Below are 26,979 nucleotides of genomic sequence, written 5' to 3' on the forward strand. Positions count from 1 at the left end.
ACCGAGGTCGACGCGCATCATGGCGATCATCAATACCTTGCATAAGTGCCTGGATAGCCCGTACCTGTTCCCCGACGAGGATGCCCCCGGCCGCGTGCCGGGGCTGCTCGCGCTGGCGGCCGAACGCCTCGACGCGGCGGGCCGGGTGCAACGCTCCGGGCAGGCGGACCAGACCGATGCCGGCCTGTTCGCCTACGAGGCGATGTTCGCCGACCTCCGCGCCCTGGTCTATGCCCGGGGGTATCGCGAGGCCGGGCTCCGCTGCCTCCTGCTGGCCTGCGAACAACTCTATGTCCGCGCCGATTTGCTCGACGCGGAGCACCTGCGGGCCTTCGAGCGGGCCCAATCCCTGAAGCTGGAGCCGGCCCAGGTCGTCGAGGCCGCCGCGGCATTCGACCGAAAGGCCAGGGAACTGCTCACGCTCTGAGGCCGATCCGGCCGATCTGGGGGAAAGCCCATCGTCCCCGAGAGGCGGTGTCCGGCGGCGAGCCGGCGATCCTCGGGCGACCTCCGGCTCGGGAACCTGCCGACGCCGGTCGTCCATCGGCCGGGCCCGGGGTCCCGCGGTCCGTTCGCGGCCTTGACCTTGACGATCGATTATGACACAACTCGGCCGAGTCCCGGGATGGACTCGTGAATCGGTCCGTCCCGGGCCGGATCTCGGCCGTTTACCATCGAGCCAAGGAGGGCCCTGATGGGTATCGATAATCCCTCGCCGCGACCGGAACGGGTCCGCGGCGGACTCCCGCCCCACCGCTGGACGAGGGTCGACGACCCGGGCGAGATCGCCGTCGTCGCGTCCCATTCCACGGTGATCGCCGGCGCGGGTCCGGCCGGCCTGACCGCGGCCTACGAGCTGACCCGGCACGGCCATTCGTGCGTGGTGCTGGAGTCCGAGGCGCAGCTGGTCGGCGGAATCAGCCGGACCGACCAGTACAAGGGCTATCGGTTCGACATCGGCGGCCATCGGTTCTTCAGCAAGAGCGACGAGGTCAACAAGCTCTGGCGCGAGATCCTGGGCGACCAGCTCATCACCCGCAAGCGGATGAGCCGGATCTACTACAACCGCAAGTTCTTCCACTATCCGCTCAAGCCGCTCGACGCCTTCCGCAAGCTCGGGCCGATCCGCGCCCTGCTGATCGTCCTCAGCTACGCCAAAGCCCGCCTCCGGCCCATCAAGCCCGAGCGGAGCTTCGAGGACTGGACCGTCAACCGCTTCGGCCGGGTCCTCTTCGACATGTTCTTCAAGACCTACACCGAGAAGGTGTGGGGGATGTCGACCACGGAGATCTCGGCCGACTGGGCCGCCCAGCGGATCAAGGGTCTGAGCCTGACCCGGGCCGTGTGGGATGCCCTGTTCGGCAAGCGGGGGAGCGGCAAGGGCGAGGTCATCAAGACCCTGATCGATAGCTTCCAGTACCCCCGACTCGGCCCCGGCCAGATGTGGGAAGCGGCCCGCGAGAAGGTCCGCGCCGGCGGCAACGCCGTCCACCACGACCGCCGCGTCGCCCGGATCGAGCACGACGGGACGGCCGTCACCGCCTTCGTCGCCTCGGACTCGAACGGCCGGCAGACCCGGTATCGGGGCGAACACTTCGTCTCGACCCTGCCGATCCGCGCCCTGATCCGCGCGATGGACCCGCCCGCGCCGGCCGAGGTGCTGAAGGCGGCCGAGTCGCTCCGCTATCGCGACTTCCTCACCGTGGTCCTCATCCTGGACACCCCCGAGAGCTTCCCGGACAACTGGATCTACATCCACGAGCCCGACGTCCGGGTCGGCCGGATCCAGAACTTCAAGAACTGGTCGCCGGACCTCCTCCCGAACAACATGACCACCAGCCTCGGCCTGGAATACTTCTGCTTCCAGGACGACGACTTCTGGGCCAAGAGCGACGAGGAGCTGATCGCCATCGGCCGTCGCGAGATCGAGGCCATCGGCCTCGGCAAGTCCGCCGACGTGATCGACGGGTGCGTCGTCCGGATGCCCAAGGCCTACCCGGTCTATGACGACGTCTACCAGGACCACCTGGCGGTGATCCGCGGTTGGCTGGCGAAGCTGGGCAACCTGGAACTAGCCGGCCGCAACGGCATGCACAAGTACAACAACCAGGACCACTCCATGATGACCGCGCTGCTGGCGGCGCGGAACATCCTGGGCCTGGGCGAGTTCGATACCTGGAAGGTCAACACCGACGCCCAGTATCACGAGGAAGGCGAGGAGGCGGGCGAGGACGCCCGCGCCGTGCCCCGGCGGGTCTCGGCCTCCGCTTGATGCGATCGGCCCGGAGGATGGCCTCCGGGTGCGTGACGTGTTAGATTGGGGCGATCAGACCGGCACAGCACCGGTCGTCGCCCGCCCGCCGTCCGGGGATCGCTCCGTTGCGCGAGATCGGAACCATCGCCGAGGAGAAGGCCGCACGCGTCCTGGAGGATTATCTCCTGACGCTCGGCATCTCGACCAAGCTCATCCCGGCCGCCGATGGCGTCCAGATCTGGGTCCATCGCGAGGATCGGGTCGAGGAGGCCCGCGCCGTCCTGGAGGAGTTCCGCAAGGCCCCGGATGACCCCCGGTTCCGGGCCGCCTCCCGGGAAGCCCGCACCCTGCGGCAGAAGGCGGAGCAGGCCGAGGCGGAATACCGGGGCAACATCCGGGAGGTCAGCGACCGCTGGAACGGCCCGTTCCACCGCCGCGCCCCGCTGACGGCCGCCCTCCTGGCCGCCTCGATCCTGGTCGCGATCGGCACCGACATGGGTGAGCCGCTCACCCGGGTCGGGGAGTGGCTGTCGTTCTCCACCCACAAGGTCGAGACCGTCGGCAACTTCCGGGTCCTCCGCGACAACGGCCTGTCCGACATCGAACACGGCCAGTTCTGGCGCGTCCTGACGCCGATCTTCATCCACTTCGGCCCGATCCACCTGATCTTCAACATGCTGGCGCTGATCGCGCTGGGCGAGCGGGTGGAATCGCGCAAGGGATGGCAGAAGATGGCGATCATCGCCGTGGTCGCGGCGGTGCTGGGCAACATCGGCCAGTTCTTCGAGTCCGGCGGGAGCTTCGGGGGGATGTCCGGCGTGCTGTTCGCCCTGGCCGGCTACCTCTGGGCCAAGGGGCACGCCGACCCGGAGGACGGCCTGGCGCTGCCGCCCAACGCGGCGTTCATGATGATCGCCTGGTTCCTGTTCGGGATCATCAGCAAGATCGACGTCTCGCCGGACGCGCCGATGCCCACGGTCTCGTTCGCCAACGTCTGCCACGGCGTGGGTCTGGCGGTGGGCATCGCCTTCGGCCTCCGCCGGTTCTGATCCGGGCCGATCGCCCGGCCTCTCGGGAGACTTCCTCATGGGTGCGCCCCACGTCCTGCCCCACCCCCCGGGCGTCGCCCTGGTCGGTGGCGGGTTCATCGGCCCGGTCCACGCCGAGGCCCTGCGGCGGATCGGCGTCCCGATCGTCGGCCTGCTCGGCTCGTCGCCCGACCGGGCCCGGGGCCTGGCCGACCGCCTGGGCATCCCCCGGGTGTACGATGACCTCGACGCGTTGATTGCCGATCCGGCGGTCGGCGCGGTCCATGTGGCCTCGCCGAACGCGGCCCATTTCGAGCAGGCGACCCGGGTCCTCGAATCGGGCCGTCACATCGTCTGCGAGAAGCCCCTGGCCGTGACCTCGGCCGAGACGGCGGCCCTGCGCGACCTGGCGGAGTCCCGCCCCCGGCAGGCGGCGGCGGTCAACTACAACGTCCGGTTCTACCCGATCTGCCAGGAGATGAAGGCGCGGATCGCCCGGGGCGACCTCGGGCGAATCTTCCGCGTGACCGGGGCCTATGAGCAGGACTGGCTGCTGTGGCCCGAGGACTATAACTGGCGGGTCGAACCCGACGGTGCCACCAACCTCCGCGCCGTGGCCGACATCGGCACGCACTGGATGGACCTGGCCCAGTTCGTCGTCGGCGCGCCGATCCGCCGGCTGACCGCCGACCTGGCCACCTTCCACCCGATCCGCCAGAAGCCGACCGGGCGGCCCGAGACCTTCACCGATCCCCGAGCCTCGACCGTGGCCCGCGAGCCGGTGGCGATCTCCACCGACGACCATGCCGCCGTCCTGTTCCGGATGGGGGACGAGACCCGGGGCGGGTTCCACGTCTCCCAGGTCTCGGCCGGGCGGAAGAACCGGATCACCCTGGTGATCGACGGGTCCGAGGGGTCGATGAGCTGGGACAGCCAGGATCCGAACGTCCTGTGGCTCGGCCATCGCGACAAGCCCAATCAGATCCTGGAACGCGACCCGGCGCTGCTCTCGCCCGAGGCCCGCGACTTCACCCACTACCCGGGCGGCCATGCCGAGGGGTTCCCGGACTCGTTCATGCAGTTGTATCGCGCGGTGTATGCCTGGGTGGGCGCGGGCGGGGTCGGCGATCGGCCGTTCCCGACCTTCGCCGACGGGCACCGGGAGGTCCGGCTGTGCGAGGCGATCGCGCGGTCGGCCGCGTCGGGATCGTGGGAAGATGTCGAGACGGCCTGAGACCGAGGAAATGAGATGATGAGACTGGGATTCGTCTCGGCAATCTTCCCCGAATGGAACCTCGACGAGGTGCTCGGCTTCGCCGCCGGGGCCGGGTTCGGCAGCGTCGAGGTGATGTGCTGGCCCCCCGGCAAGGCCGATCGCCGCTATGCCGGGGTCACCCACGTTGACGTGACCGGTTGGGGCCCGGGCTCGGCGCAGGCCGTCGGGGACCTGACCGAGCGTCACGGCGTCGCCATCTCCGCGCTCGGCTATTACCCGAACCTTTTGGCCGCCGACCGGTCCCGGGCGGAGGTCGAGGCGGCCCACCTCCGCAAGGTGATCGACGCGGCGGCCGACCTCGGCATCGGCGTGGTCACCTCGTTCGTGGGCCGCGACCCTGCCCTGTCGGTCGAGGCCAACTGGCCCCGGTTCGTCGAGGTCTGGGCGCCGATGATGGCGTATGCCGAATCGAAGGGCATCCGGATCGCCATCGAGAATTGCCCGATGTCGTTCACCGCCGACGAGTGGCCCGGCGGGAAGAACCTGGCGACCAGCCCGGCGATCTGGCGGAAGATGTACGAGTCGATCCCCAGCCCGAACTTCGGCCTCAACTTCGACCCGTCGCACTTCGTCTGGCAGGGGATGGACGACATCGCCCCGCTGGCGGAGTTCCGCGACCGCCTGTTCCACATCCACGCCAAGGACGCGCGGGTGGACCGGGCCAAGCGCGACGCCCACGGCGTGCTGTCCTACCCGAATTTGTGGCACACCCCCAAGCTCCCCGGCATGGGCGAGGTCAAGTGGGGGGCGTTCCTCGGGGCTCTGGCCGACATGGGTTACGACGGCGACGTGGCCATCGAGGTCGAGGACCGCGCCTACGAAGGCCCGATCGAGAAGCGGTGCGAGGCGTTGCGGATCTCCCGGCGCTACCTGCTCCAGTTCCTGCCCGGTTGAGGGCTGCTCGCATCGGCGGGAACGGGTGGTATCCTTGCCCAATCGAGGTCATGGCCGGTACGCGATTGCGATGAGGGAGCGGATGCCGATCACCCACCAGCAGCTCGGCGAGCCCGCCGCCCGCCTGTCGATCCTGATCCCGGTCTACAACGAGGCCGGCAACGTCGTCGAGCTGCACGCCGAACTCGACCGCGTCCTCCGGGGCCTGCCCAACGACTACGAGATCATCTTCGTCGATGACGGCTCGACCGACGGCACGGTCGCGCTGCTCCGGCAAATCCAGGATGCGGACCCGGACCACGTCCGCGTGGCGTTCCTCCGCCGCAACTGCGGCCAGACCGCCGCGCTCTCGGCGGCGCTCGACCTGTCGCGCGGGTCGATCCTGATCCCGATGGACGGGGACCGCCAGAACGACCCGGCCGACATCCCCCGCCTCCTGGGCAAGCTCGACGAGGGGTTCGACGTCGTCTCCGGCTGGCGCAAGGATCGGCAGGACCGATTCCTGTCCCGCAAGGTCCCGTCCTGGATGGCCAACCGGATCATCGCCCGGATCTCCGGCGTGGCCCTCCACGACTTCGGCTGCACCATGAAGGCCTACCGCCGGAGCGTCCTGGAAGGGGTCCGGCTCTACGGCGAGATGCACCGATTCATCCCGATCTTCGCCTCGTGGCAAGGGGCGAAGGTCACGGAGATGGTGGTCAACCACCGCGCCCGGACCGCCGGCAAGACCAAGTATGGCCTGGGCCGGACCTTCAACGTCGTCCTCGACCTGATGCTGATCCGGTTCTATCAGAAATATGCTCAGAGGCCGATCCACCTGTTCGGCCGGATCGGGATCGCGTCGATCACCGGGAGCATGTTCTGCTTCGCCCTGATGCTTTATTACAAATACTTGCACAACGCGATCACCGGGGGCGAGCCCAAGACGTTCATCCAGACCCCCCTCCCCCTCGTCTCCGTGATCTGCGCCCTCGCCGGGGTCCAGAGCATCCTGATGGGCCTGCTGGCCGAGATGGTGATGCGGACCTACTACGAGTCGCAGTCCAAGACGACCTACCTGCTCGGCGAAGTCCGCCAGTCCTCGACCCTGGAATCGGGGCCGCTCGGCCGCCAGGAGTGATCGGACGGGGCGACCCCGACGCGGGCGGGCATCCATTCCCGCCCGGGCCCGGGTCCAGTCTTCGGGTGGATCCGTTTCATGCCGACCGCGCGAAGACCAGGTCGCAGAGGCGGAAGATCGGGGCCAGGTCGATCGGCTTCCAGAGCAGGACTTCCGGGCGGAGCGACCGGACCTCCTCGATCTGCCGGGCATCTTCCGACCCCGAGCAGACCGCCACCAGGGTCGATGGGTGCCGGCTGCGGACCTGCCGAAGGATGGTCTCCCCGCCCCCATCCGGCAGGTTCAGGTCGAGGATGATGCAGTGGGGGGCGGGGTCGAGCCCGACCAGCCCCTCGGCGACCGAGCCGGCCAGTCCGACCTGCCAACCCCTCGGGGTGAACAGGGCATGGAGCGCATTCCGCGTGTAGACGTCGTCGTCGATCACCAAAAGCCGTGGCCGTTCCATCGGGCGAGTTCCTCTCGAAAGGATGGGGCTGCGGGACACGCTCGATCATTCGAGCAACGCGCGTGCCCCCGGCCGCCTCCCCCGCCTCGCCGACCGATCGGGTCGGATCGATCGGCGCGAATCGATGGATCGGGACGATCCGACCCGCTCCGGTCCTGACAAAAGTCCGCGACCCGATTGCGTCCCATTCCTCTCTTGATTACATTTGTCGGACGGCGGAGGATCCTCGACGATCACGGGCGGAAGGAGGGCCGGCGATGGACGGTTTATCCGGATTGGGTCAGGCGCGGCGCCAGCTCGGCCTGGGCCTGACGGCGGCGGTCGCGGGGCTGCTGACCTGGGTGGCGTCCCCCGGCCTGCCGATCTGGTGGGCCCCGCGGGCCAGCGCCTCGGCGAAGGCGGCCGGCCTCGCCCTGTTCGAGCACGAGTGGACGCCCCACGACCCGCTGGCCAAGGGGGACGGGCTGGGGCCGGTCTTCAACGGACGGTCGTGCGTGGCCTGCCATTTCCAGGGCGGCGTCGGCGGGGGCGGCAACAACAAGCAGAACGTCCGGTCGTTCATGGCGCTGCCGACCAAGGATCGCCCCGACCTCAGCGGCGGGTTGATCCACGCGTTCGCCGTCGAAAACAAGTTCCTGGAAGGGGATAAGAAGCTCCGGAAGATGTTCCCGATCATCCCGGGCAGCGTCACGGTGTCGGGGGATTGCCGGGTCTTCACCCGCGACTTCGACCCGCTCCGGACGGAGAGCGTGAACTCGACCGCCCTATTCGGCGCCGGGTGGATCGACCGGCTTTCGGGCAAGACGATCTACCAGCACGGGCTCCGCAAGGCGGTGGCCAAGGTGGGGCGCGAGGTCACCGGCGAATTCGGCGGGGTGTTGCCGGGCCGGCCCCGGGTCCTGGCCGACGGGCGGGTGGGCAAGTTCGGCTGGAAGGCCCAGTTCGCCACGCTCGAAGAATTCGTCGCAGCCGCGTGCGCCAACGAGGTCGGGCTGGGGAACCCCCGGATGCCCCAGGCCACGCCGATCGGGCACAACTATCCCGAGGTCGACCCCGACCTCGACCGCAAGCAGTTCCGCTCGCTGGTGGCGTTCATCGACACCCTGCCCCGTCCGACCGAGCTGGTCCCCGACCTGTCGGACAAGGCCGCCGAGGCGACCCGGGGCCGCGAGGTCTTCGCCTCGGTGGGCTGCGCCTCGTGCCACACCCCGGACATCGGCGGGCTGGCCGGGGTCTACAGCGATTTCCTGCTCCACCGGCTCGACGACCGGTCCAACGGCGAGGGGTCGGGCTACAGCACGCTCGATTCGCCCGAGGTCCCGCTGCCGGATGCCTTCCCGCTGGCCGAGGAGTGGAAGACGCCCGCCCTGTGGGGCGTGGCCGATTCCGCCCCGTACTTCCACGACGGGGGATCGCCGACCCTGGAGGCGGCCATCGCCCGCCACCACGGCGATGCCGAGGAGGTCCTGAAGCGCCATCGCGGCCTGACGCCCGGCGACGCGCAGGCCCTGCTGACCTTCCTCGGGACCTTGAAAGCCCCGGCCGAGGCCAAGCCGGCCATCGATCCCGACCGGGGCGTCCTCGCCTCGGCCCGCTGATCCGACCGCGAGCTACCACCTGCGACCGAACGATTTCGAGGGGGCCCGATCCCGGTCGGGCCCCCTCGTTCCATTTCCCGGCCCGAGCAGGCCGGAAGGTCCATCCGGCTTGCCGCGGCGGGCCCGCGTTCCTATCCTGTTGTTGTCGAACCCCTCTCCGGGCCCCGCCATGCCCGCCCCCCCGCCCAGGTTTCCGACCGAGCAGGAGACGGACCTTCCATGACCCATCGGCTGACGCAGACCTCGGCATGCCTCGCGATCCTCGTCGCGACGGCGGCCGTCCCTGCCCGGGGCGGAGACGCGCAGGCCCCCGACCGCTCGCCGATCGCCCTGGCGATCGCCCGCGACGGGTCGCGGATGCTGGTGGCGAACCAGACGGCCAACTCGGTCTCCTGGCTCGATTTGATCGGCGGGAAGGTGATCGTCGAGGTCCCCACCGGCGACATGCCGGCCGGGGTGGCCATCTCCGGCGACGGCACGCGGGGCATCGTGACCCACTGGCGCGGCTATGACGCGGCGGTCCTGCGCCTCACGCCCGAAGGGGTGAAGGTCGAGGGCCGCGTCGAGGTCGGGCCCGAGCCGCGAGGCGTCGCGATCGGCCCCGACGGCCGTACGGCGTTCGTCGCGGTCGGGGCCGCCAACGAGGTGGCGCGGGTGGACCTCGTCGACCGCAAGGTCACGGGCCGCGTGGCCGTTGGCCGCGAGCCCCGGGCGCTGGCGATCACGCCCGACGGGTCGCTGCTGGTCGTCGCCAACACCCGGGGCCGGTCGGTCTCGGTGATTGGGCTGGCCTCGTTCCAGGTCGAGCGGACGCTGGACCTGGGCGGTGACAACCTCCGCCAGGTGGCGATCACCCCGGACGGCAAGACGGCGTATGTGGCCGGGATGAAGAACCGCCGGTTCCCGACGACCGAGAACAACATCGACCTCGGCTGGGTCCTGGGCCAGCGGGTCTTCCGCGTCGCCCTGGACGGGTCGGCGAGGCCCGACGGGCTGTCGATCGACCCCAAGGGGGACGCCGCCGGGGATGCCCACGGCGTGGCCCTGGTCGGCCCCGAAGCGAACACCCTGGCCGTCTCGTGCGGCGGCACCCACGAGGCGATGCTGATCCGGCTCGACGGGAGGCCGCTTTCCTGGCGGGGCGGCCTGGGCCGCGACCTGATGGCCGAGGACCTGGTCGGCGACCCGTCCCGGTTCCGTCGGGTCGAGTTGGGCGGCCGCCCGACCGACCTGGTGGCCGCCCCGGATGGCCGGACGTTCTACGCCGCCAATTACCTGTCCAACGCGATCCAGCAGGTGGACGCGGCCACGGGCCGGGCGACCCGCACGATCGCGCTGGGCGGTCCGGCCACGCCGTCGCTGGCCCGACGCGGCGAGGCCCTGTTCCACGACGCCGACCGATCGGCCAACCACTGGTATAGCTGCAACACCTGCCACAGCGACGGCCACACCAACGGCCTCGACTTCGACACGTTCAACGACGGCTGGATCGACGGGCAGACCGCCCACGCGCGGAGCCGGAAGAAGGTCCCCACCCTGCGGCGCGTCGATAAGACCGCCCCCTGGACCTGGCACGGCTGGCAGGAGAGCCTTTCCCAGGCCGTCGCGGAATCGTTCACCAAGAGCATGCAGGGGCCGAAACCGGCGCCCGACGAGGTGGAGGCGGTCGTCGCCTACCTGGCGACGCTCGACTTCCCGCCCAACCCCCATCGCACCCCGGACGGCGGGTTGACCGAGGAAGCCCGGCGCGGAGAGGCCCTGTTCCGCTCCGCCAAGGCCGCCTGCTCGTCGTGCCACAAGGGGCCGGAATTCACTGACGGCCGCAAGCACGACGTCGGCCTCGGCGAGCGGGGCGACGTCTACGAGGGGCACAATCCCCCGTCCCTGATCGGCGTGTATGACAAGGACCCCTATCTCCACGACGGTCGGGCCCCGACTTTGCGTGCCATGCTGACCGGGGATCACTCGCCCGAGGCCGTCGGCGGATCGGCGCTGACCGAGGCCGAACTCGGCGATCTCATCGCCTACTTGCAAAGTCTCTGAACGAGCACGAGAGGATAGGTGAGCCGGATCCGGGGCGTCGGGATGGTGCGATTTCGGTGGCGAGGTGGTGATGTGAGGCGCTGGGCCGAATTCCTCCCCAGGTTCGGGTTCCTGTCGGCGGTGGTGGTCCTGCTCGCCAATACCCTGGTCACGGTCGAGACCCTGACGAGGCTCGGGGCGGACAACCAGACGCTGTCCGAGACCCGGGAATTCCTCCGCGCCGTCAGCCGGGTCCGGATCCTGTTCGCGGCCGAGTCCGGCCCCTACCTGTTCGCGGAGACGGGGGATCGCGGGGCCCTCGAGTATTACCAGAGATGCGACCAGGCCATCGATGCCGAGATCGCGAACGCCAGTCGGATGGGCGAGCACATCCTCAAGGACGCCCGCGACGTCGATGAGCTCCTGGGTTTGCTGCAGGTCAAGCGGGACGAGCTGGCGAGGCTGATCCGGTCCGGTCCGGGCGAGCCGGGCGCGAAGATCCCGCGCGATGGCCGGACGACGGAACGCGCCCGCGAGCTGCTTCGTTCCATCGACCAGAGGGTCGACGCCTTCTACCGCCAGACGTCGAGCGATTCGCTGATGGCGGTCCGGAAGGCGGGCGTCTCATTCACCCTGGCATCGGCCCTGGCGGTGCTCCTGCTGGGCCTCGCCTTCCACCGCGACCAGCGCGACGCCCACCGCCGCGAGCGGGCCGCCGCGATGGTCCGCCAGCATGAGCGCTGGCTGGCCGCGACCGTCGAGAGCATCGGCGACGGCGTGATCGCGACCGATCCCCGCGGGAACGTCCTGCTGGTCAACCCGGCGGCGGAGGCCCTGATCGGCTACGCCCCGGCCGAGCTGATCGGCCGGCCGATCGCCGAGGTCTTCCGATTGATCGACGAGGAAACCCGGCGGCCGGTCGAGAGCCTGGCGGCGCGGGTCGCGCGCGATGGGAGGGGCGAGCAGATCCGGGGCGTCGCCGTGCTGGTGGCCCGGGACGGGCGCGAGACGACCATCGAGGACATCGCCTCGCCGATCCGGGGCGAGCAGGGCAACATCCTGGGCGTGGTCAAGGTCTTCCGCGACGTCGGCCGGCAGAGGCGCGAGGAGGCCGAGCGGGATCGGCTCCTGGCCGAGGCCCGCGTGGCCCGGCAACGGCTCCAGGACCTCGTCATGCAGGCCCCGGCGATGATCGTCACCACCCGGGGCCCGGGCCACCTCGTCGACCTGATCAACCCGACGTCGCTGGCCTCGTTCGGTCGGGAAGACGCCGCCGGGATCGTCGGCCGGTCCCTCGAAGGGCTATTCCCCGAGGCCGATCGGGGGGAGATCCGCGCCATCATGGACCGGGTCTACGCCGAGGGGGGTCGCCACGCGGTGGACGAGCAGCCCCTCCGGCTCTTCCGGCCGGGGACTTCGACCCCCTATCAGGCCACCGCCCGGGTCGTGTTCCTGCCGACCCGCGACGCCGCCGGGTCGATCGACGGGATCCTGATCCATGCCGTCGAGGTGACCGAGCAGATCGAGGCGAGGCGGTCCCTGGAACGGCTGGCGGGCGACCTCCGCGAGGCCCGCGACGCGGCCGAGGAGGCGAATCGATCCAAGGACCGATTCCTCGCCGTGCTGTCGCACGAGTTGCGGACGCCGCTCAACCCGATCCTCCTGGCCGTCTCGGCGATGCTGGAGAAATCCAACCCCCCGGCCGAATTGCGTTCGCTCCTGGTCATGATCCGCCGCAACGTCGAGCTGGAAGCCCGCCTGATCGACGACCTGCTCGACGTGATGGGGATCCTCCGCGGCAAGATGGCCCTGCAGTGGGGCATCGCCGACGCCCACAACCTGATCGGCGAGGCGCTGACCATCTGCCACGGGGAGATCGCCGAGGCCGGCCTCCGGGTCATCCTGGACCTGGAGGCGCGCGAGCGGACCGTCAACGCCGACCCGGCCCGGCTCCAGCAGGTCTTCTGGAACCTGATCAAGAACGCGGTCAAGTTCACCCCGGCCGGCGGCACGATCCGGATCTCGACCAGGAACGAGCATGGCGAGCCGGGGAAGGCCCCCGGCTTCCTTGCCATCGAGGTCGCCGACACCGGGATCGGCATCGAGCCCGAGGTCCTCCCGTTGATCTTCGAGCCGTTCCGCCAGGGGGAATCGTCGCTCAACCGGCGTTATGGGGGGCTGGGCCTGGGCCTGGCCATCGGCCGATCGGTGATCGAGGCCCACGGCGGTTCGCTCGCGGCCGGCAGCGAGGGCAAGGGCCGGGGCTCGACCTTCACCGTCCGCCTCCCCTCCCTGGCCTTCGCGCCCGATGCCCCGGCCGATCCGCCGACGAGCGACGCACCGGCGGACGGCCCGCTCAAGCTCCTGCTGGTCGAGGACGACATCGCCACGCTCCGCGTCCTGTCCCGCCTGCTCCGGGGCATGGCCCACCGGGTCACCACCGCCGACACGCTCCAGGACGCCCTCGCCGCCTTCGACGCCGACTCGTTCGACCTGGTCATCAGCGACATCGGCCTGCCCGACGGCAGCGGCATCGACCTGATCCGCGCGATCCGCCGCCGCGACGCCGTCCCGGCCGTCGCCCTGACCGGCTACGGGATGCAGGAGGACATCCAGCGCTGCCGGGACGCCGGCTTCTCGGCCCACCTCACCAAGCCGATCGACTTCCGGAAGCTGGAGGTCGTCATCCGCGAGGTGATGGCCTGATCGCGCCGGCCGGCCTTGGGGCCCGGGGGCGGGATCTGGTACGATCGCCATCGGCGACGCGAGGCCGGCTTGACCCCGATTCGCGCCCGCCCCTAAGATGGACATTCGTGAAGGCCGAGAGCGGCGGCGAGCAACAGGATCGGCGGACCCACCAGTGACGATCACCTTGAACGGAGAGCGGCGCGACCTCCCCGGGCCATTGACCGTGGCCGGGCTCCTCGACCACCTGGGCCTGAAGCCCGAGCGCGTGGCCGTGGAGCGGAACCGCGACCTCGTCCCCCGGGCCCAGCATCAGGGCGTCGAGATCGCCGAGGGGGACGTGCTGGAAGTCGTCACCCTGGTCGGCGGCGGGGCCGCGGTCGCCCTGGAAGAGCCGCCGATGCTCCAGATCGGCCCGCACCGCTTCCGGGGCCGCCTCCTGGTCGGCACCGGCAAGTACAGCACGCTCGACCTGATGCGCGACTGCCTGGAGGCCAGCGGCACCGAGGTCGTCACCGTGGCCGTCCGACGCGAGCGCCTGTTCGACCGCGAGGGGCGGAACCTCCTCGACTACATCGACCCGGACCGCTACACGATCCTGCCCAACACGGCCGGCTGCTTCAACATGGACGACGCCCTGCGGACCGCCCGGCTCGGCCGCGAGTTGCTCTCCGGCCTCGGCAACCCCGGGGCCGACTGGGTGAAGCTGGAAGTCCTGGCCGACACCCGCACCCTCCTCCCCGACCCGGTCGCCACCCTCCGCGCCACCGAGGCGCTGGTGGCCGAAGGCTTCCACGTCCTCTGCTACACCAGCGACGACCCGGTGATGGCCCGCCACCTCAAGGCGGCCGGAGCCGCCAGCGTGATGCCGGCCGGCAGCCCGATCGGCAGCGGACAAGGCGTGCTCAACAGCAACAACCTGCGGATCATCCTCGAAGACCTCAAGCACGGCGACCCGGACTACCCGGTCATCATCGACGCCGGGGTCGGCACCGCCAGCGACGTGGCCATCGCCATGGAACTGGGCTGCGACGGCGTCCTGCTGAACACCGGGATCGCCGGCGCCCGCGACCCGCTCCGCATGGCCCACGCGATGCGATTGGCCGTCGAGGCCGGGCGGCTCGCCTTCGGCGCCGGGCGGATCGCGAAGAAGCTCTACGCCACCGCGTCGAGCCCGACCGAAGGGTCGATCGCCGCGACCAGGCCGTCTTGATCGACCAGACGGGGTGGGTGCCTCTCCATCCGGACAGTTCCCTCCCCGGGTGGCTGTGGTTGGCTTGCCAACCACAGGGCCGACGGGTTGGAGCGGCAGCGTCGGGCGTGGATCGCGCGATCGGCCCGATCGATGGCCGACCTCACGAGGCAACAGCACCGGCCCTGTGGTTGGCAAGCCAACCACAGCCACCCGGCCGGATTCAAAACGTCTTGATCGAACGGGGAGCGGGAGGGCAGGATGCCGCAGCTTGATCCGGCCCCGATCCTCGGCCCCGGCGGGGCGATCGCGCGGCGTCTGCATCATTACGAGGCCCGCGACGAGCAGATGGCCATGGCCAACGCCGTGGCCCACGCCATCGCGACCTCGTCGCACCTGATGGTCGAGGCCGGGACCGGCGTCGGCAAGAGCTTCGCCTACCTGGTCCCGGCCATCCAGGCGGCGGCCGAGACGGGCAAGAAGGTCGTCATCTCGACCCACACGATCAGCCTCCAGGAGCAGCTGCTCCAGAAGGACATCCCGCTGCTCCAGGCGGTCATGCCCGAGGAGTTCTCGGCGGTCCTGGTCAAGGGAAGGTCGAACTACGTCAGCCTGCGCCGGCTGGACGGGGCGGCGTCGCGATCCGGGGCGATCTTCCTCAAGCCCGAGGAGTTCGACAACCTCCACGAGATCAAGCACTGGGCCGGGGAGACCACCGACGGTAGCCGGTCCGACCTCGGTTTCCGCCCCGCCCCGAGCGTCTGGGATGCCGTGGCCAGCGAGCACGGCAACTGCCTGGGCAAGAAGTGCCCCAGGCATCGCGACTGCTTCTACTTCGCCGCCCGCCAGCGGATGCGCTCGGCCAACCTCCTGATCGTGAATCACGCCCTGTTCATGAGCGACCTCGCGCTGCGGGCGTCGGGCGGGAGCATCCTGCCCGACTACGACGTGGCCATCTTCGACGAGTCCCACACCCTGGAGGCCGTGGCCGGCGACCACCTCGGCCTCCGCGTCAGCAACAGCCAGGTCGACTTCGCCCTCGGCCGGCTCTACAACGAACGGACCCGCAAGGGCCTGCTCGTCTTCCACCAGTTGACCGACGCCGTCTCGCTGGCCATGCGGGCGAAGATCGCCGCCGAGGACTTCTTCCTGGCGGTTTCCGAGTGGAAGGGCCGGCGCGGTTCGGCCAACGGCCGGCTCCGGGGCCCGTCGGGCCTCCACGACACGCTGGGCGAGGCCCTCCGCAAGCTGGGGACCGCGATCGACGATGGGGCCCAGAAGATCGAGGAGGACGAGCAGAGGGTCGAGCTGGTCGCCGCCTCCGAACGCTGCGCGGCGATGGCCAACGGGCTGTCCTCCTGGCTGTCGCAGGACATCGATGAGGCGGTCTACTGGATCGACGAGGACCTCGGCCCGCGTCGGCGGATCACCCTGGCGTGCGCCCCGCTGGACATCGGGCCGATCCTCCGCCGCGACCTGTTCGACCGCGTGCCGACCTGCGTCCTCACCTCGGCCACGCTCAGCGTCGGCTCGCCGCCCGGATTCACCTACGCCAAGACCCGGGTCGGCCTCACGAAGTGCGAGACGCTCCAGCTCGGCAGCCCGTTCGACTACCCGAAGCAGGCCGCGATCCACATCCCCCGGAACCTGCCCGACCCGTCGAACGATCCGAAGGGGTTCGAGGAGGCGGCCATCCGGGCGCTCCCGTTCTACCTGGAGAAGACCCACGGCAAGGCGTTCGTCCTGTTCACCTCGAACCGGATGCTGGAGGCCGCCGCGCGGGCGTTGACCCCCTGGTTCGCGGCCCGCAACATCGCCCTGATCGCCCAGACCGACGGCATGCCCCGGTCGCGGATGGTCGAGGCGTTCAAGGCCGACGTGGACAGCGTGATCTTCGGCGCGGAGAGCTTCTGGCAGGGCGTGGACGTGCCGGGCGAGGCATTATCCCAGGTCATCATCGTCAAGCTGCCGTTCAGCGTCCCCGACCGCCCTTTGCTGGAGGCCCGGCTGGAGGCGATCCGGCGCCGGGGCGGCAACCCGTTCGTGGATTACCAGGTGCCCGAGGCGGTGCTGAAGCTCAAGCAGGGGTTCGGCCGGCTGATCCGGTCGCGGGGGGATACCGGGATCGTGACGATCCTCGACCCCCGGGTCCTGAGCAAGCCTTATGGCCGGACCTTCCTGGCCTCTTTGCCCGAGTGCCCCCGGGTGGTGGAAGTGCTGGCGCCCACGGGCCGCCCCGGGGTTTGATTTGACGTTGCCGCGCAGGGCGGGTCTACTGGAGGGCCGGCCGGGGGATGTCCCCGCGCCGCAGTCGGCCGCGGACTCGCCCACCGCGGCCGGGATCGCCTGGAGACGCACGGCATGCCTTCGATCGCCCGACTCGCCGCACGCACGGCCCTCGCCTGCGGTTTCGCCCTTGCCTCCTTCGCCGCGACGGCCCCGGCCGCCGACGCGGGGCTGCCGAAGCTCAAGCCCGTGGTGGCCTTCCCCAACCTCACGTTCGACCGCCCCGTGGCGCTGGCCTATCCGGCCGACGGCAGCAACCTCCTGTTCGTCGTCGAGCAGCACCAGGGCAAGATCTTCTCGTTCCCGAACCAGGCCGACACCTCGGACAAGAAGCTGTTCCTCACGCTCCCGGACAAGATGAACAAGGGGAACGAGGAAGGGCTGCTCGGCCTGGCGTTCCACCCCAAATACAAGGACAACGGCGAGTTCTTCGTCTACTACTCGGCCAACGACAGCGAGAAGCAGGGCGAGCGCCGGGTCTCGGTCGTGTCGCGGTTCAAGGTCTCCAAGGAGGACCCGCGCGTCGCCGACCCCGCCAGCGAGCAGCGGGTCTGGGTCTCGGCCAAGGATCCCTTCGAGAACCACAACGGCGGGTGCATCGCCTTCGGCCCCGACGGCTACCTCTACATCTCGCTGGGCGACAGCGGCGCCGCCGACGACCCCCTGGTCACCGGCCAGAACCCGACCGACTGGTTCGGCTCGATCCTCCGCATCGACGTCGACCACCCCGCCGAAGGCAAGGCCTACGGCATCCCCTCGGACAACCCCAAGCTCCGCGATTCGCGGTTCGAGAAGTGGGCCCCCGAGGTCTTCTGCATCGGCCTCCGCAACGTCTGGAAGTTCAGCTTCGACAAGGAGAACGGGACGATATGGGCCGGCGACGTGGGCCAGAACAAGTGGGAGATGGTCCACATCCTCACCAACGGCGGCAACTACGGCTGGAGCATCGCCGAGGCGTTCCACCCGTTCAAGGCCCGCCAGAAGGCCGACCCCGCCAGCCCCCTGACCAAGCCGATCGTCGAGTATCCCCACGACGTCAAGCTCGACCCGAACCGCAAGGACGTGGGCAAGAGCATCACCGGCGGCTACGTCTATCGCGGCGATAAGCTCAAGGACCTGGTCGGGACCTACGTCTACGGCGACTTCGACTCCGGGCGGATCTGGGGCGTTCGGGCCGAGGACGGCAAGGCCGTCGCTTCCGGCGAGCTGATCGACGTTGCCAAGAAGAAGCTGGCCATCGCGGGCTTCGGCGAGGCCCCCGACGGCGACCTGTTGATCCTCCCCTTCGAAGGCAAGAACAGCAGCCAGAGCCACATCTATCGCCTGGTCCCCGACGCCGACTGAGCGTCCGGCCCATCCGCGTTGTCCGACCCGGCTCGATCGGCTAAGCTGAGGCATCGAGCCGGGTCGTCCCATGCGCGGGAATGTCCAGGGAGGAACGCCTTGAAGATGCCGAGTTTCTCCCGCCCATCGCCATCGGCCCTCCGTGCATTCCTGGTCGCCGGGCTGCTCTCCGGCGTGGGGGCGTCCGCGGCCTGGGCCCAGGCGGCCCCGGCGGCCGGGGAGGCCGCCCGCAGCGGCGGGTTCCTGACGGACCTCCGATGGATCGCCGAGTCGTCGGGCCTGATCGGGCTGGTGATCCTGGTCCTGTCGTTCTACCTGATCGCGCTGATCGCCTGGATGGCCATGGAGTACCGCCCGTCGGTCGCCCTGCCTCGCGACCTGATCCGCGAGCTGAACGACCTGCTGGCGCTGAAGCAATACACCCAGGCGTTCGAGAAGGTGTCCGAGAGCCCCTCCTTCTTCGGCAAGGTGCTCACGGCCGGCGTCCGCAAGCTGCCGTCCGGCCTGGCCCCCGCCCAGAAGGCGATGGAGTTGGCCAACGACGACGCGACGATGGCGATGGAGCATCGGACCACCTACCTGGCCACGGTCGGGACGCTCGGCCCGATGATCGGGCTGGTCGGCACCGTCTACGGGATGATCCTCAGCTTCCAGGTGATCGCCACGGCGGGGGCGTCGCCCCAGGCGAGCCAGCTAGCCAAGGGGATCTCGACGGCCCTGTTCGCCACCCTGGAAGGGATCGCCCTGTCGATCCCGGCGATCTTCTTCCACGCCCTGTTCCGCAACCGGATCGCCCGGCTGTCGATGGAAGTCGCCATGCTGAGCGAGACGATGCTGGAGCAGTTCGCCCCCGGCGTCCGCGCCCCCCACCCCCTGGCGGCCCGGCCGATCCCGGCCGCCCCGAACCCTTCGGCCAACGACTAGCCCGCGACATCCAGGAGCGAGGCCATGGGCTATCGGAACCGGGTGCGGGGCAAGGAAACCCTCGAACTCAACCTGACGCCGCTGCTCGACGTGGTGCTCCAGCTCATCACCTTCTTCATGATGCTGATCCATTTCGGCAATCAGGTCGAGGGGGAGTCGGCCAGCATCAAGCTCCCGTCCGCGCCCGCCGCCCTGCCCGCCGGCGACTTGGCCCTGGACCGGCTAATCGTCAACATCGACGCCCGGGGCCACCTGCTCGACGAACGGGCGGACATCGACGCCAAGACGTCCGGCGACTGGTGGGCGGAGCAGGCCCGCCGCCGCAAGGCCGGGATGGAGGCGCTGGGCGAGGGGGGAGGCGAGTTGTCGACCGTGGTCGTGGTCCGCGCCGACAAGGCGACGACTTACGGGGCGGTTCGGGGCCTCCTGGCCTCGGCCCAGGCCAACGGGTTCGCCCGGTTCTCGCTGGTGGTCCTGCAGGGGGACGCCCGATGACCCCACGCACCGCGAAGCGTCGCGCCTCGGAGCCGATCGAGGTCCAGTTCCCGGTCACGCCGATGCTGGACATGGCGTTCCAGCTCCTGGCCTTCTTCGTCCTGACCTTCCAGGCACCGTCGGGCGAGACCCGGCTGGACCTCTACCTCCCCTCGACCCCGGCGGCGCTGCCGTCGGCGGCCCAGGGACAGTCGCGCGAGGCCCCCGCCCGCCGCGCCGACCTCGACCTGGAGAACGACCTCCGGATCCGGGCGGAGGCCGACGACCTCGGCGGGCTCAAGTCGATCCGGCTCGGGGATGCCCCCCTGCCCGACCTCGAAGCCCTGGCCGACCGCCTCCGCCGCTATGCCTCGGTGCTGGAAGGCCGGCCTTTGCGGGTCCGCCTGCTGGCCGACGATGCCCTGACCTACGAGGTGGCCGCCCGGGTGATCGGCACCTGCAACGCCGCCGGTGTGGCCACGATCCGCCTGACCGACCCGAATGCGTCCGGTGACCCGGCCCCCGGGGCCGATCGGGGGGTGCCATGATCTTCGGGCCCGGGCTGATCGGGCTGATAGCCCTGGCGGCCGCGGCGGGCACCGCGGCCCCGCCCATCGCGGGCGACTCGGCGCTGACGCTCGCCGATCTGGAAGGTTATCGCCGGGCCCTGTCCGAGCCCGCGACCGGGCCGGCCGCCCCCGTCGCGTTCCGCGACCTGTGGGACCGCCCCGGGGAGTTCGTCGGCCGCCGGGTCCGGATCGCCGGCCGGGTCGCCCGCATCTTCCGCCAGCCCCCGGTGGGCACGTTCCCCGGGCTGGTCGAAGCCTGGGCCGTGGCCCCCACCGGCGAACCCACCTGCCTGGTCTTCCCTGACAAGGGCGGGGCCCCTAAAATTCAGATCGGCGAATCCGTCGAATTCGAGGGGACCTACCTCAAGCGCCTCCGCTACCCCGGAGGCGATGCCGATCGCCTGGCCCCGCTCCTGGTCGGCCCCGCGCCGCCGTCCCGGGCGAACCCGGGGACGCCTTCCGGAGCGGCCCGGCCGTGGGCCACGGCGGACCTGATGGTGGGGCTTGGCGTGGCCGCGGCGGTGGCGTTGCTGCTCGCCCGGCGCCACCTGGCCCGGCCGGCCCGCCCGATCCGCGAGCGTGGGACGGATCCCGAGCCGGAATTCGACGACGGGGGGGAGCCGCCCCGCCTGGAATTCGTGGATGCACCGGGGGATCAGCGATGAGCGGACTCATGCCCGACCGGCCGATCGCCACCGTGGCCGTCCCGCCGGAACGATCGAACCCGATGGCCTGGTGGCCCTTCGCCCGCTCCCCCCTGACCGACCCGAGGTCGCTGGCCAGCTCGTTCGCGATCCATGCGCTGGCGCTGGTCGTGGCCTCCCTGGTGGCCTTCCGCGTGGTAGGCATCGAGGAGCCCCCCAAGCCGAACCCGTCCATGGTAGGGGAGATCGACCCGATCGACACCCGGGCCCCGTCGCAGGACGGAGGGGGCGCGGCGGGCGAGCTGGGCGGCGAGACCTCGGAGGTCGCCGTGGAGAACGGCGTGCCCCTCCAGGCGACCCGCGACCCGGCCGCCGATGAGCTGCTCGCCGAGATCATCCCCCGGAGATCGGGCGTCGAGCCCGGCCCCCAGGTCCTGCCCGGCCCCTCCACCAGCGGGCTGGGCCTGATGCCCGGCCCCGGCACCGGGGGGGGCGGCGGAGCCGGCGGGGGATCGAACCTGGGCGCGGGGACGGGCACCGGCCCCGGCACCGAGTTCTTCGGCGTCCGCGATCGCGCGGGGTCATACGCCTACGTCATCGACTGCTCGGGGAGCATGTCGGCGCGGGACTCGCTCGACGTGGCCAAGCGCGAGCTGCTGGCCAGCCTGAACCGGCTGCCGCCCGAGGGGCGGTTCGGCGTCGTCTTCTACAACCTCACCCCCACCGTGTTCACCGATCCCCAGGGGCGGCAGGCCCTCATGCCGGCGATCCCGGCCAGCAAGGAGCGTGTCCGCGCCCTCCTGCAAGGGATCCAGCCCTACGGCGGGACCGACCACATGACGGCGATCCGGTCGGCGATCGCGCTGAAGCCCGAGGTCATCTTCTTCCTGACCGACGCCGACCTCATGACCCGGCAGGATGTGACCCAGATCCGGTCGATGCTGGGGAAGACCCGGATCCAGGTGGTCGAGTTCGGAGTGACCGGCAGCCTCGGCGACTCGGCCCCGCTCCAGTCCCTGGCCCGCGAGACTGGCGGCTCGTATCGCTACATCGACGTCCGCACCTTCAAGAAATGACGGCCGGCCCCGCCTCGACGATTTCCGGGACGGCCGGGAAAACTGTGCAAAGCGGGCCGCGATTCCTCGATGGTATAGGGCGGGCCCCGAGCCACGGCGGATCCGGGATCGCCACCCCCGTTGATCGCCTCGCCCCGGGGAAAAACGAACCCAACCACCGGCCCGAAGACCCGAGAACATCGATCCCAAACGAACCCAACCATCGGCCCAGAGGTCGGAGAACATCGATCCCAAACGAACCCAAGGCCGGCCGCCGAGCCGGTGCCGGGCGGTTCGACCAAACGAACCCAACGACCCCGAGCGGGATGCCGACGTTCCGGCCGAGCCTGGCCGGGGCATTGTCCCGGCCCGACGGTCGCGTTTATAATCCGGAATGAATCCGGGGGTCCAACCCCTCGGATCCCCGCCGCCCACCCCAGACCCAGCCCGTTCCGACCCCAAGGGAACGCCCGTGATCGGCAAAATCACCGAAATCCTCCGGGATGATCCCCTCAAGACCCTGGCCCTGTTCGCGGCCCTGATCGCGCTGGCGACCACGCCGATCGCCTTCGCGGTGCTCGCGCGGATCGACTGGTTCCGCGCCCGGCGCGGCCGGGTGATGCAGAAGCCCGAGTTCTGGTCGGTCGCCTGCGGGATGGCCCTGGTCATGGCGATCCCGGCCATCTTCGCGGCCCTGGTCATCAAGAGCCAGGACTTCGACCGCGACCGCTACGAGTTCGACCCCAACAAGACCTGGTCGGTCCTCGACCAGGGGCGCGAGTTCAAGTCGGTCAAGGACGCCGATGATGCGGTCCGCAAGGAAATGGAGCGGCTGGCCGAAGAGCGGAAGAACCTGGTCAACGCCGTCAAGAAGCTCGACGACGCGATGCTGGCCATGCGGGCCGCCTCGGCCCAGTCCCCCGCCACGGCGCAGACGATCCCCGTCGTGCTGGACCGGCTCGCCGCGATCCGCCGGGCGGTCAAGGTGGATGGCCCGCAGCAGTTGATGGACTTCACCGCCCCGCCGGCCGCCCTGCCCGCCAGCCCTCCCGTGGTGGCGGCGTCGTCGTTCACCCGCCCCGAGACGGCCATGATCCCCGCCCCCGGCACCCAGCCGGCGGGCGCCCTGGTCCCCAAGGCCCCCGAGGGGAACGGGCTGTCGAAGGCCGAGGCGGAGGCCGAGCTGGCCACCGTGCCCGAGCCCCAGCGGCCCCTGGCCAGGATGCTCCCCCTGGACAACGTCCCCAAGGGATGGACCGTCGGCAAGTCGGGCGACAAGCACCTGGAGACGTTCAACGCCGACAACCTGTTCGAGAAGATCGACGGGCGGGCCGAGAGCTTCACCCAGAACAACGTGATCGGGATGGCCTACGCCTACTACCACCCCGACGGCGACGACTCCAACGAGGTCCAGGTCTACATCTTCGAGTTCGACCACTCCAAGCCATTCCGGGCCCAGAGCAAGTACGGCACCGAGAAGCCCGAAGGGGCCAAGCCGATCAAGGTCGGCACCGAGGGCTACACCTCGGCCGGTTCCCTCCTGTTCTACGTCGAGCCTTACTACACCCAGATCGTCTCGACCAAGGACGACCCCCAGTTCGAGGCGGTCTCCAAGCAGATCGCCGAGCAGATCGCGGCGGTCCAGGCCCCCGCCCCGCCCTCCGGCGAGAATCCCGAAGGGGGCGAGATGGTGGCCAAGGCGCCGGCGATCACGCCCGACGCCATGTTCGCCCTCCTGCCCAAGACCCCTGACCACGGGGCCCCCAACTTCGTCACCCAGGATGTTTTCGGCTATAGCTTCCTGTCGGAAGTGTTCATGGCCGACTATACGGATGGGGACGCGACGTGGCAGGGCTTCCTCCGCCCATACGCGACCGAGGACGAGGCGAAGGCGACTTTTGCAAAATATCTGGACAACGCCAAGCAAGATGGCGCCGAGGTCAAGGAGATCAAGGCGGAAGGGGCCGACGAGATGATCTCGATCAGCAACATCGGCCTGATCGACGTGATCTTCCGCCGCGGGAGCCTGGTGGGCGGGGCCAACGGTGCGACCGACGCCGCCAAGGCCGAGGCGTTCGCTCAGGCGTTCGCCAAGGGCCTGCCCGCCCAGATCCCCGGGATGGCACCGCCCCCGAAGTGAGCAGCCCGTATCGAACCTCCGCCGCGTCGCGACGCGCGGGGATGTCCCCGACACAAATCCAGCGAGGTCGACGATGGGCGAGAAGCTGACCAAGACCCAGATCAAGAACCTGGAGAAGTTCGGCGGCAAGAACCCGGCCGACGAGACGTTCTCACGCCGCCAGTTCGCCACCCAGGTCGGCGGCTATGCGGCCGTGGCCGGCGCGGCGGTCGGGGCCGGCCTGCTGCTCCGCGACCGCTGGGGGATGGAGGGCGTGAAGCCGCCGCCCCCGGTCAAGCTCAAGGACTACTCGGTCGCCGTCCCGGTCAGCAAGCCCAGCCTGGTCGTCGTCCGCTCCAAGCCGGTCGTCGCCGACGATTACTCGAACAAGTCCGACGAGTTGCAGGCACGCGAGGACCAGGCGCTCAACATGATCAAGGCGGCCCTCGGGGAGATGGGGGGGGACCACGGGGTCAACCACTTCATCACCAAGGGGGACGTGGTCGTCATCAAGCCCAACGTCGCGTTCGACAAGAACCCCGACCTGGCGGCGACCACCCAGCCCGACACGGTGTCCGCCGTGGTCAAGCTCTGCTTCGGGGCCGGCGCCCGCAAGGTCATCGTCTGCGACAACCCGATCAACAACCCGGAAAGCTGCTTCTTCAAGACCAAGGTCGGCGACGCGGCGCTCCGCGCCGGGGCCGAGCTGATGATGCCGCAGGACAGCTACTTCGAGCAGTTGTACGTCGGCGGCGAGACGATCACCAACACCTGGCGGATGTTCTACCGGCCGTTCCGCGATGCCACCAAGGTCATCGGGATCTCGCCGGTCAAGGACCACAACCTCTGCAAGGCGACGGTCACCCTGAAGAACTGGTACGGCCTGCTGGGCAACCCCCGCAACCAGTTCCACCAGGACATCCACGGGATCATCGCCGACTTCGCCCTGATGATGAAGCCGACCCTGGTGATCGCCGACGCCCGCAAGATGCTGATGCGGAACGGCCCGACCGGCGGCAGCCTCAACGACGTGAAGAAGTCCGACGCCATCATCGTCGGCACGGATCACATCGCCCTGGACAGCTACGTGATCGGGCATAAAGACCTGCTGGACAAGGACCGGAGCGAGATCCTCTACCTCGACAAGGCGATCGCCCGCAACCTCGGCAAGGACTGGCGTCCCCAGTGGACCCGCGAGATGTCGATCTGATCCGCCAGGCAAATCAACCCTCTCCCGCCCGCCGCGCTTCTCCACCCGCCATCGGGCCCGGCCCGATGATCGACCGATACGAGGGGACCGATGGTCAAGATCCGCCGGGCCTATGAGGTTCTCTTCCTCGGGCTCTTCCTGTTCTTCCTGCTGATCACCGACCTCCGCTACCTGCGCGGCTGGCCGGTCTCCCTGTTCCTGGAGGCCACCCCGCTGGTGGCCGTCGCCACGGCGCTGACGACGCACACGATCTATCGCAACCTGGTCTGGGGCCTGGTCATCATCGCCATCACGATGATGCTGGGCCGGGTCTGGTGCAACTGGATGTGCCCGTTCGGGATCATGCATCACTTCTTCGGCTGGATCGGCAATCGCCGGAACACGAAGCAGATGATCGAGGTCAACCGGTATCGCAAGATCTACGCGATCAAGTACTACATCCTCGCCGCCATGCTGGCGATGGCCAGCCTGTGGATGATCCCGACGGCGATCGACACCCCCGGCCAGATCATCTCCGCCTACCGCTCCGAGGAGATCAAGGGTTCCGGCCTCGGCCGGGTGTTCGCCTCGGTCGGCACCGGCATCGCCCGATCGGCCGAGGCCCACAAGCCCCAGCAGAGCACGCTCCAGATCGGCCTCCTGGACCCGATCGCGCTGACCGTCCGATCGATGACCACCAGCGTCCTGCCCACCGTCCACATGGCCACCGAGGGGGTCTACACCGAGCCCCGCGAGTACTGGGGGGCGTGGATCGTCGGCCTGATCTTCATCGGCTTCCTGGTCGCCAACTGGTGGATCCCCCGGTTCTTCTGCCGGGCCATCTGCCCGCTCGGGGCGTTGCTGGGGATCTTCTCGCGGTTCTCGCTCTGGCGGATCGACCGCGACCCGGTCCGTTGTACCGACTGCGACCTCTGCATCAAGAGCTGCGAGGGGGCGAGCGACCCGCACGCCGACCTCCGCAAGAGCGAGTGCTTCGTCTGCCTGAACTGCATCGACGACTGCCCGCATGATGCCCTGTCGTTCCGGTTCCTGCCCCGCAAGGCCAGCGAGGTCACGCTGCCGCAGGTTGGCCGGCGGCAGATGATGCTGGCCGGGGCGTTCGGCCTGATCCTGTTCCCGATGGTGCGGAAGTCGGGCGGGGTGAAGAAGAACTTCAACCGCGCCGTGATCCGCCCGCCGGGCTCGGTGGAGGAGGACGAGTTCCTCCGCCGCTGCATCAAGTGCGACCAGTGCATCCGGGTCTGCCCGACCAACGTCCTCCAGCCTGCCCTGTTCGAGGGGGGCCTGGAAGGGCTTTGGACCCCGATCATGATCTCCAAGATGGGCTGGTGCGAGCTGAACTGCACCCTGTGCAGCCAGGTCTGCCCGACCGGGGCCATCCGCGAGATCTCGATCGCCGAGAAGCTGGGCGCCGGGCCGTTCGAGAGCAAGGGGCCGATCAAGACCGGCACCGCGTTCTACAACCAGGGCCGCTGCCTTCCCTGGGCGATGGACACCAGTTGCGTGGTCTGCGAGGAGGTCTGCCCGGTCAGCCCCAAGGCGATCTTCACCCGCAACGTGGACGTGACCGACCGCTGGGGGGCGACCCTCCAGCTCAAGCGGCCGTTCATCGACCCCGAGAAGTGCATCGGCTGCGGGATCTGCGAGCACGAATGCCCGGTCAAGGACGATCCCGCCGTCTACGTCACGGCGATCGGCGAGACCCGGTCCAAGGAACGCTCGCTGCTCCTGACACTGGTCGAGGACGACGCCCAGGAACTCGTCTCGGTCTGATCCGATCGATGGGATCGGCCCTTGTTTCCGCCGGGCCGTCGCCCCACACTGGGGCGACGGCCCGATT

The 26,979-nt window shown here is 69.6% G+C and carries 21 protein-coding genes; 20 read left to right on the plus strand and 1 reads right to left on the minus strand.

Annotation, left to right across the window (positions count from 1 at the left end):
• Positions 1-19 precede the first annotated feature (19 nt).
• The 6 genes from TA3x_RS24400 to TA3x_RS24425 all read left to right on the plus strand — a co-directional run bounded on the left by TA3x_RS24400 (position 20) and on the right by TA3x_RS24425 (position 6,572).
• Positions 20-427, plus strand: coding sequence for a hypothetical protein (locus tag TA3x_RS24400; protein ID WP_435017277.1), 408 nt, complete (start codon positions 20-22; stop codon positions 425-427).
• Positions 428-694: 267 nt separating this feature from the next.
• The gene (locus TA3x_RS24405; protein ID WP_435017278.1) at positions 695-2,272 is read left to right on the plus strand and encodes an NAD(P)/FAD-dependent oxidoreductase; all 1,578 of its coding nucleotides are present in this window, start codon (positions 695-697) and stop codon (positions 2,270-2,272) included.
• Positions 2,273-2,379: 107 nt separating this feature from the next.
• Complete coding sequence (locus TA3x_RS24410; protein WP_435017279.1) at positions 2,380-3,303, plus strand: rhomboid family intramembrane serine protease; 924 nt, start codon at positions 2,380-2,382, stop codon at positions 3,301-3,303.
• A 37-nt stretch (positions 3,304-3,340) separates the two neighbouring features.
• Positions 3,341-4,516 carry a Gfo/Idh/MocA family protein gene (locus TA3x_RS24415; protein WP_435017280.1) on the plus strand — a complete coding sequence of 392 codons (1,176 nt, stop codon included), beginning with the start codon at positions 3,341-3,343 and terminating at the stop codon, positions 4,514-4,516.
• 18 nt (positions 4,517-4,534) lie between these two features.
• Positions 4,535-5,452 (plus strand): sugar phosphate isomerase/epimerase family protein, encoded by a 918-nt coding sequence (locus TA3x_RS24420; RefSeq protein WP_435022432.1) that lies wholly within the window; start codon positions 4,535-4,537, stop codon positions 5,450-5,452.
• 82 nt (positions 5,453-5,534) lie between these two features.
• A complete protein-coding gene (locus TA3x_RS24425) occupies positions 5,535-6,572 on the plus strand; it encodes a glycosyltransferase family 2 protein (protein ID WP_435017281.1) in 1,038 nt (345 codons plus the stop codon).
• Positions 6,573-6,648: 76 nt separating this feature from the next.
• On the opposite strand, the gene TA3x_RS24430 is transcribed toward TA3x_RS24425, so the two are convergent.
• A complete protein-coding gene (locus TA3x_RS24430) occupies positions 6,649-7,017 on the minus strand; it encodes a response regulator (protein ID WP_435017282.1) in 369 nt (122 codons plus the stop codon).
• A 257-nt stretch (positions 7,018-7,274) separates the two neighbouring features.
• On the opposite strand from TA3x_RS24430, the gene TA3x_RS24435 reads away from it, so the two are divergent.
• The 14 genes from TA3x_RS24435 (at position 7,275) to TA3x_RS24500 (ending at position 26,912) form a co-directional block, all read left to right on the plus strand.
• Complete coding sequence (locus TA3x_RS24435) at positions 7,275-8,615, plus strand: di-heme oxidoredictase family protein (protein ID WP_435017283.1); 1,341 nt, start codon at positions 7,275-7,277, stop codon at positions 8,613-8,615.
• Positions 8,616-8,834: 219 nt separating this feature from the next.
• A complete protein-coding gene (locus tag TA3x_RS24440; protein ID WP_435017284.1) occupies positions 8,835-10,658 on the plus strand; it encodes a cytochrome c peroxidase in 1,824 nt (607 codons plus the stop codon).
• Between the two features lie 72 nt (positions 10,659-10,730).
• Complete coding sequence (locus tag TA3x_RS24445; RefSeq protein WP_435017285.1) at positions 10,731-13,343, plus strand: ATP-binding protein; 2,613 nt, start codon at positions 10,731-10,733, stop codon at positions 13,341-13,343.
• Positions 13,344-13,497: 154 nt separating this feature from the next.
• Positions 13,498-14,535 carry a sulfur carrier protein ThiS gene (gene thiS / locus TA3x_RS24450; protein ID WP_435017286.1) on the plus strand — a complete coding sequence of 346 codons (1,038 nt, stop codon included), beginning with the start codon at positions 13,498-13,500 and terminating at the stop codon, positions 14,533-14,535.
• A 240-nt stretch (positions 14,536-14,775) separates the two neighbouring features.
• Positions 14,776-16,761, plus strand: a complete 1,986-nt coding sequence (locus tag TA3x_RS24455) for an ATP-dependent DNA helicase (RefSeq protein ID WP_435017287.1) — start codon at positions 14,776-14,778, stop codon at positions 16,759-16,761.
• Between the two features lie 114 nt (positions 16,762-16,875).
• A complete protein-coding gene (locus TA3x_RS24460; RefSeq protein WP_435017288.1) occupies positions 16,876-18,144 on the plus strand; it encodes a PQQ-dependent sugar dehydrogenase in 1,269 nt (422 codons plus the stop codon).
• A 105-nt stretch (positions 18,145-18,249) separates the two neighbouring features.
• Positions 18,250-19,068 (plus strand): MotA/TolQ/ExbB proton channel family protein, encoded by an 819-nt coding sequence (locus TA3x_RS24465; protein ID WP_435017289.1) that lies wholly within the window; start codon positions 18,250-18,252, stop codon positions 19,066-19,068.
• Positions 19,069-19,092: 24 nt separating this feature from the next.
• Complete coding sequence (locus tag TA3x_RS24470; RefSeq protein ID WP_435017290.1) at positions 19,093-19,563, plus strand: ExbD/TolR family protein; 471 nt, start codon at positions 19,093-19,095, stop codon at positions 19,561-19,563.
• Entirely contained in the window at positions 19,560-20,090 is a 531-nt protein-coding gene (locus TA3x_RS24475) for an ExbD/TolR family protein (protein ID WP_435017291.1), read from the plus strand. The genes TA3x_RS24470 and TA3x_RS24475 overlap by 4 nt, the downstream gene beginning before the upstream one ends.
• A complete protein-coding gene (locus TA3x_RS24480) occupies positions 20,087-20,776 on the plus strand; it encodes a hypothetical protein (protein WP_435017292.1) in 690 nt (229 codons plus the stop codon). The genes TA3x_RS24475 and TA3x_RS24480 overlap by 4 nt, the downstream gene beginning before the upstream one ends.
• Positions 20,773-21,831 (plus strand): vWA domain-containing protein, encoded by a 1,059-nt coding sequence (locus TA3x_RS24485; RefSeq protein WP_435017293.1) that lies wholly within the window; start codon positions 20,773-20,775, stop codon positions 21,829-21,831. Before TA3x_RS24480 ends, TA3x_RS24485 begins: the two co-directional genes overlap by 4 nt.
• Positions 21,832-22,282: 451 nt before the next feature.
• On the plus strand, positions 22,283-23,950 hold the full coding sequence (locus TA3x_RS24490; RefSeq protein ID WP_435017294.1) for a DUF6599 family protein: 1,668 nt from the start codon (positions 22,283-22,285) through the stop codon (positions 23,948-23,950).
• 73 nt (positions 23,951-24,023) lie between these two features.
• Positions 24,024-25,139, plus strand: coding sequence for a DUF362 domain-containing protein (locus TA3x_RS24495; protein WP_435017295.1), 1,116 nt, complete (start codon positions 24,024-24,026; stop codon positions 25,137-25,139).
• 90 nt (positions 25,140-25,229) lie between these two features.
• Positions 25,230-26,912, plus strand: coding sequence for a 4Fe-4S binding protein (locus tag TA3x_RS24500; protein ID WP_435017296.1), 1,683 nt, complete (start codon positions 25,230-25,232; stop codon positions 26,910-26,912).
• Positions 26,913-26,979 lie beyond the last annotated feature (67 nt).

Origin of the sequence: Tundrisphaera macrotermitis (assembly GCF_051175315.1) — a bacterium.
GTDB lineage: Bacteria > Planctomycetota > Planctomycetia > Isosphaerales > Isosphaeraceae > Tundrisphaera.

Excerpts from the sequence above, each read along its gene's own strand:
- TA3x_RS24400 (WP_435017277.1), top strand. The coding sequence starts at position 20 with ATGGCGATCATCAATACCTTGCATAAGTGCCTGGATAGCCCGTACCTG.
- TA3x_RS24405 (WP_435017278.1), top strand. The coding sequence starts at position 695 with ATGGGTATCGATAATCCCTCGCCGCGACCGGAACGGGTCCGCGGCGGA.
- TA3x_RS24415 (WP_435017280.1), top strand. The coding sequence starts at position 3,341 with ATGGGTGCGCCCCACGTCCTGCCCCACCCCCCGGGCGTCGCCCTGGTC.
- TA3x_RS24420 (WP_435022432.1), top strand. The coding sequence starts at position 4,535 with ATGAGACTGGGATTCGTCTCGGCAATCTTCCCCGAATGGAACCTCGAC.
- TA3x_RS24425 (WP_435017281.1), top strand. The coding sequence starts at position 5,535 with ATGCCGATCACCCACCAGCAGCTCGGCGAGCCCGCCGCCCGCCTGTCG.
- TA3x_RS24430 (WP_435017282.1), bottom strand. The coding sequence starts at position 7,017 with ATGGAACGGCCACGGCTTTTGGTGATCGACGACGACGTCTACACGCGG.
- TA3x_RS24435 (WP_435017283.1), top strand. The coding sequence starts at position 7,275 with ATGGACGGTTTATCCGGATTGGGTCAGGCGCGGCGCCAGCTCGGCCTG.
- TA3x_RS24440 (WP_435017284.1), top strand. The coding sequence starts at position 8,835 with ATGACCCATCGGCTGACGCAGACCTCGGCATGCCTCGCGATCCTCGTC.
- TA3x_RS24455 (WP_435017287.1), top strand. The coding sequence starts at position 14,776 with ATGCCGCAGCTTGATCCGGCCCCGATCCTCGGCCCCGGCGGGGCGATC.
- TA3x_RS24460 (WP_435017288.1), top strand. The coding sequence starts at position 16,876 with ATGCCTTCGATCGCCCGACTCGCCGCACGCACGGCCCTCGCCTGCGGT.
- TA3x_RS24465 (WP_435017289.1), top strand. The coding sequence starts at position 18,250 with ATGCCGAGTTTCTCCCGCCCATCGCCATCGGCCCTCCGTGCATTCCTG.
- TA3x_RS24470 (WP_435017290.1), top strand. The coding sequence starts at position 19,093 with ATGGGCTATCGGAACCGGGTGCGGGGCAAGGAAACCCTCGAACTCAAC.
- TA3x_RS24475 (WP_435017291.1), top strand. The coding sequence starts at position 19,560 with ATGACCCCACGCACCGCGAAGCGTCGCGCCTCGGAGCCGATCGAGGTC.
- TA3x_RS24480 (WP_435017292.1), top strand. The coding sequence starts at position 20,087 with ATGATCTTCGGGCCCGGGCTGATCGGGCTGATAGCCCTGGCGGCCGCG.
- TA3x_RS24485 (WP_435017293.1), top strand. The coding sequence starts at position 20,773 with ATGAGCGGACTCATGCCCGACCGGCCGATCGCCACCGTGGCCGTCCCG.
- TA3x_RS24495 (WP_435017295.1), top strand. The coding sequence starts at position 24,024 with ATGGGCGAGAAGCTGACCAAGACCCAGATCAAGAACCTGGAGAAGTTC.
- TA3x_RS24500 (WP_435017296.1), top strand. The coding sequence starts at position 25,230 with ATGGTCAAGATCCGCCGGGCCTATGAGGTTCTCTTCCTCGGGCTCTTC.